General features: G+C 64.0%; 7 protein-coding genes. 3 read left to right on the top strand and 4 right to left on the bottom strand.

Translation table 11 applies throughout. The features are described 5' to 3' along the window. The first annotated feature begins 113 nt into the window (after nt 1–113). Nucleotides 114–491 (top strand): DUF7344 domain-containing protein, encoded by a 378-nt coding sequence (locus V5A53_RS13655; protein ID WP_332314169.1) that lies wholly within the window; start codon nt 114–116, stop codon nt 489–491. Nucleotides 492–582: 91 nt separating this feature from the next. Here the strand turns inward: V5A53_RS13655 and V5A53_RS13650 are convergent, their stop codons facing one another. The 3 genes from V5A53_RS13650 to V5A53_RS13640 form a co-directional block, all read right to left on the bottom strand. Next, entirely contained in the window at nt 583–924 is a 342-nt protein-coding gene (locus tag V5A53_RS13650) for a DUF7113 family protein (RefSeq protein WP_332314168.1), read from the bottom strand. Nucleotides 925–1062: 138 nt separating this feature from the next. Beyond that, a complete protein-coding gene (locus V5A53_RS13645; protein WP_332314167.1) occupies nt 1063–1305 on the bottom strand; it encodes an Lrp/AsnC family transcriptional regulator in 243 nt (80 codons plus the stop codon). A 1-nt stretch (nt 1306) separates the two neighbouring features. Continuing rightward, nucleotides 1307–1993 carry a potassium channel family protein gene (locus V5A53_RS13640; protein WP_332314166.1) on the bottom strand — a complete coding sequence of 229 codons (687 nt, stop codon included), beginning with the start codon at nt 1991–1993 and terminating at the stop codon, nt 1307–1309. 93 nt (nt 1994–2086) lie between these two features. On the opposite strand from V5A53_RS13640, the gene V5A53_RS13635 reads away from it, so the two are divergent. Next, nucleotides 2087–2317 carry an Lrp/AsnC ligand binding domain-containing protein gene (locus V5A53_RS13635; protein ID WP_332314165.1) on the top strand — a complete coding sequence of 77 codons (231 nt, stop codon included), beginning with the start codon at nt 2087–2089 and terminating at the stop codon, nt 2315–2317. 18 nt (nt 2318–2335) lie between these two features. Here V5A53_RS13635 and V5A53_RS13630 read toward each other — a convergent pair whose 3' ends face one another. After that, nucleotides 2336–3367 (bottom strand): thiamine pyrophosphate-dependent dehydrogenase E1 component subunit alpha, encoded by a 1032-nt coding sequence (locus V5A53_RS13630; RefSeq protein WP_332314164.1) that lies wholly within the window; start codon nt 3365–3367, stop codon nt 2336–2338. A gap of 79 nt (nt 3368–3446) precedes the next feature. Here V5A53_RS13630 and V5A53_RS13625 point away from each other — a divergent pair, with 79 nt between their 5' ends. After that, nucleotides 3447–3758 carry a hypothetical protein gene (locus V5A53_RS13625; RefSeq protein ID WP_332314163.1) on the top strand — a complete coding sequence of 104 codons (312 nt, stop codon included), beginning with the start codon at nt 3447–3449 and terminating at the stop codon, nt 3756–3758. The last annotated feature ends 51 nt before the right edge of the window (nt 3759–3809 follow it).

Below are 3809 nucleotides of genomic sequence, written 5' to 3'. Positions count from 1 at the left end.
ACCCCTGTCTGACGTGTCGTAGAGGTATAGCCGTCACGTCGGTCGGTTTTATCCTGCTCCGTATGACTGTTGTCTCACAAGCGATTATATTAGTCCAGTGCGTACGATATAGTATGTCACACAAGGGGCGGGGGAAGTCCGCTGATTCACCTGACTCGCTGAGCAACGCATCGGAGAGCGTCCTGCGGCGTCCGGGGGTGGGTCAGATGTTCGACCTCCTGCGTAAACGCCACCGTCGGTTGATCCTCCTGTTAGTGAACGACGGAGCTATCGAAACGGAAGCCGACGTGATATTTCGGGGCGGAGCCGATTCAGAGATAGCGGAGATAGAACTGAAACACAATCATCTGCCGAAACTAGCGGACGCAGGATATATCGAGTGGGACAGAGAGACTGGACGGATTTCGAAAGGACCGAACTTCGATGAGATCGAACCGCTCCTCGAACTGCTCGAAAACCACGCCGACGAACTCCCTCCGGACTGGCCCTGACCTCACCCATCGTTTCTGCCAATAGATAGGTCGAGCAGTATTCACGTCTGTCGTCCCCGTCTCACGCCACCTTACGACTCCGCATCCCGTTTCAGGCCGGGTCCTCGGCGACTTCGATGACCTCGATACGAACGTCTCCTTCCGGAACCCCGAGTCGAGCGAATTGAGTCCGCACGTGTTCTTTGGCGGCTTCGATGGCCTCGCCGCGTTCCTCGAAGCCGCGCGGCATCGGCGACTCGAAGGCGACCTGAATCTCCTCACCGTCGATGGTCTGGGTCGTCCCGCCGCTTTCGACCCGGTAGAAGGCGTCGCAGACCCACACGTAGGGCGCGTCGTCGTCGGGCGCGCCCCGAAACTGCGGTGGGTCCTCCCCGCGCTCGTAGAGCGTCCCGGTGAGCGCCGTCCCCCCAGCGTGCCCGCGGATGTGAAGCATACACGGGCTACGGTGGTGCCGGATAAAAACCGTGCGCCGAACGGCGGTCGTTGCACCCATACGGATCGTTGTAACAAATCACCGGCGAGCGCCCGGTACGGCTCGGCGCTTGCCGGTAAAAGACTCCAACGGTCCGTATCAGGCGTCGGCGTCGGCCATCGCGACGTAGGTGTGGGTGGTCTCGACGCCGTCGAGGTTCTGAATTTCGGTGGCGGCGATGTCCTTGACGTCGGCGGGCGACGCCACGTCGACCTTGGCGATGAGGTCGACGTCGCCGGCGACGATGTGGGCGGAGACGACGCCCTCGATGCTCTCGATGTCCTGTTTCAGCCGGTCGGCCTCGCCGGTGTGGGCTTTGACCATGACGTATGCGACGACCATCTCAGGCACCTCCTGTGGCGACCGCGTGGTCGTTCCTACCGACGATGATCTGTTGGACGTCCTGCAGGACGCTGAAGTCGGCGATGACGACGAGGCTGTCGCCGACTTCGAGGGAGATGTCGGGGTGGGGTAGTTCCAGCCCCTCCGATTCCTTGCCGAACGCCAGTACCCGCGCGTCGGCGGGCAACTCCAGCTCCGAGAGGGTGTAACCCCGCATGGGCGATTCCTCGGTGACGGTCAACTGGACGAGCTGGAGGTTCTGGGCGATGTCTGCGACGGCGCGGACGTTACCGCCGACAAGGGCGTTTTTGGCGGCGATGGCGCCGAGCCGTTCGGGGTAGATGACCTCGTCGACATCGGAGGCGTACTTGCTGATGACGTACTCGCGGTAGTCGTCGTCGACCCGGAGGACGGTCCGACAGCCGTGGGACTTGGCTATCATGCAGGCGATGACGTTGGCGGTGAAATCACCGGAGAGGCCGCCGAGTCCGTCGGCGTCTTCGAGGCCAGCACTCACGAGGGTCTCCTCGTCGCTGCCGTCGCCCTGTATCACCTCGAAGCCCTCGTCTTCGAGGCGTTCGACCTTCGTCTCCTCGGGGTCGATGAGCACGACGTCGTGGCCCTCATGGCGCAGCACGCGGGCGGTTCGCATGCCCACGCGGCCGGCTCCAACGATAACGAATCTCATGGCAGCCCCTACGGCGAGCGGGCCCAATAATGTTACCCTGTGACAAGGTACCTTGGACCAAACCTTTTTCGAGTCGGTCCGCGAACACCCGGCATGGTTCGTGCGTTTATCATGGTGAAGGCCGGCGCCGGACACGCGGAGTCGCTTCTGGAGACGATTCGGGGCCTCGAACGGGTCGTCGAGGCCAACATCGTCGCCGGCGATTTCGACATCATCGTCGAAGCCGAAGGCGAGGAGGTCTACGACGTCATCAACTCCGTGGCGACCGAGATCCGGTCGACGAAGGACGTCTCCGACACGAAAACGTACGTCTGTCTCGAATAGGGTTCTCCTCCCGTCCCGTCACTCCTCGTAGGGGTCCCCGTGTCGCCCGATGAACGCCCGTAAATCCTCGCGCTGTCGCTCCAGCCGCGGCGACGTCTCCTCGTAGGCGTGGTCGAAGACGTCATCGGGGTCCGGCGAGGCGGTTTCGGCTTCCTCCCGTGCCGCATCGAAGGCCGTCTCGGCCTCGGTGCGGGCTTCGGCGACGAACTCCTCGCCGACGATGCCAGCCTCGACCAGCCACGCCTCGAAGCGGTCGATGGGGTCCTGTGTCCGCCACTCCGGGAAGGACTCGCGGTCCGCGTAGCGTTCGGGGTCGTCGCTCGTGGTGTGAGGGCCCTGCCGGTAGGTCAGGCTCTCGACCAACACGGGCGTTCCTTCCCGAGCCATCACCAGCGCCTCGTCGACGACCTCGTAGACGGCCAGCGGGTCGTTGCCGTCGACGCGGACGCCCTCGAAGCCGTAGGCGTCGGCCTTCTGGGCGATGGTGTCGCTCGCGGTCTGTTTCGTTTCGGGCGTCGAGATGGCCCAGCCGTTGTTCTCACAGAAGAAGACGACGGGCGTCTCGAAGACGCCAGCGAAGTTGAGGCCTTCGTGGAAATCGCCCTCGCTGGTTGCGCCGTCGCCGAAATAGCAGACGACCGCCTCGTCGGTTTCGTGATAGTTGGCGGCCATCCCGAGCCCCGCCGCGTGCGGAATCTGGGAGGCGATAGGCACTGCCTGCGGGAGGATCGGAACGTCGTGGTCCGAGCCGAACTCCGGGTAGCCACGGCGAAATCGGAGGATATCGGCCATCGGGACGCCGCGGGCCAACTGCATCGCGTTCGAGCGATAGGTCGGCGCCAGCCAGTCCTCGTCGCCCATCGCCAGCGCGGCGGCGACCTGTGAGGCCTCCTGACCACGGTACGGCGGATAGCCGCTCATCCACCCCTGTCGCTGGAGGGCGAAGGCACGTTCGTCGAAGACCCGTGCGCGAACCATCTCTTCGAGGAGGATTCGTGACCGCTCCGGGTCCACCTCGTCGGGGTCGCGCTCACCGATAACGCGGTACATACCGACCCCTCGTCCGGCGGGGCCAAAGCCGTGACGGCTGGACGGATAAACCAAAGAGGCTCGACCCCCTAGGACGGGTATGGTCTCCGTCTTCGAAGCCGTGGGCTTGCTCGTGCTCCTCGGCATCAATACCACGCTGGCCGCCGTGTTGACTCGGGTGTTCCGGACCCGACTCGACACGCGGTGGGGCGGTGCACTCTATACGCTCCTGCTGACGCCCGTCGTATTGCTCATCGTGACGCTGTTTCTCGGGCAGGTCCTCGGCCCCAACCTCGGTGACGCCGCGACGGTGTTCGGCCTGACCGTCCTCGTCCCGCTGACGGTCGGCATCGCCTTCGATTACTTCTGGATGCCGGCCCCGGAGGACGTCGAGGTGCCCGACACGCTATGACATCCTCCTCGCCGTGAACGGCGAGGTTTCCTCGCGCTGGGGGTATCGCTT

The organism is Natronomonas sp., from assembly GCF_036625485.1.
GTDB lineage: Archaea > Halobacteriota > Halobacteria > Halobacteriales > Haloarculaceae > Natronomonas.
Note: the sequence above shows the minus strand (reverse complement) of the source record. Positions and strands in the feature narration are given on the sequence as shown.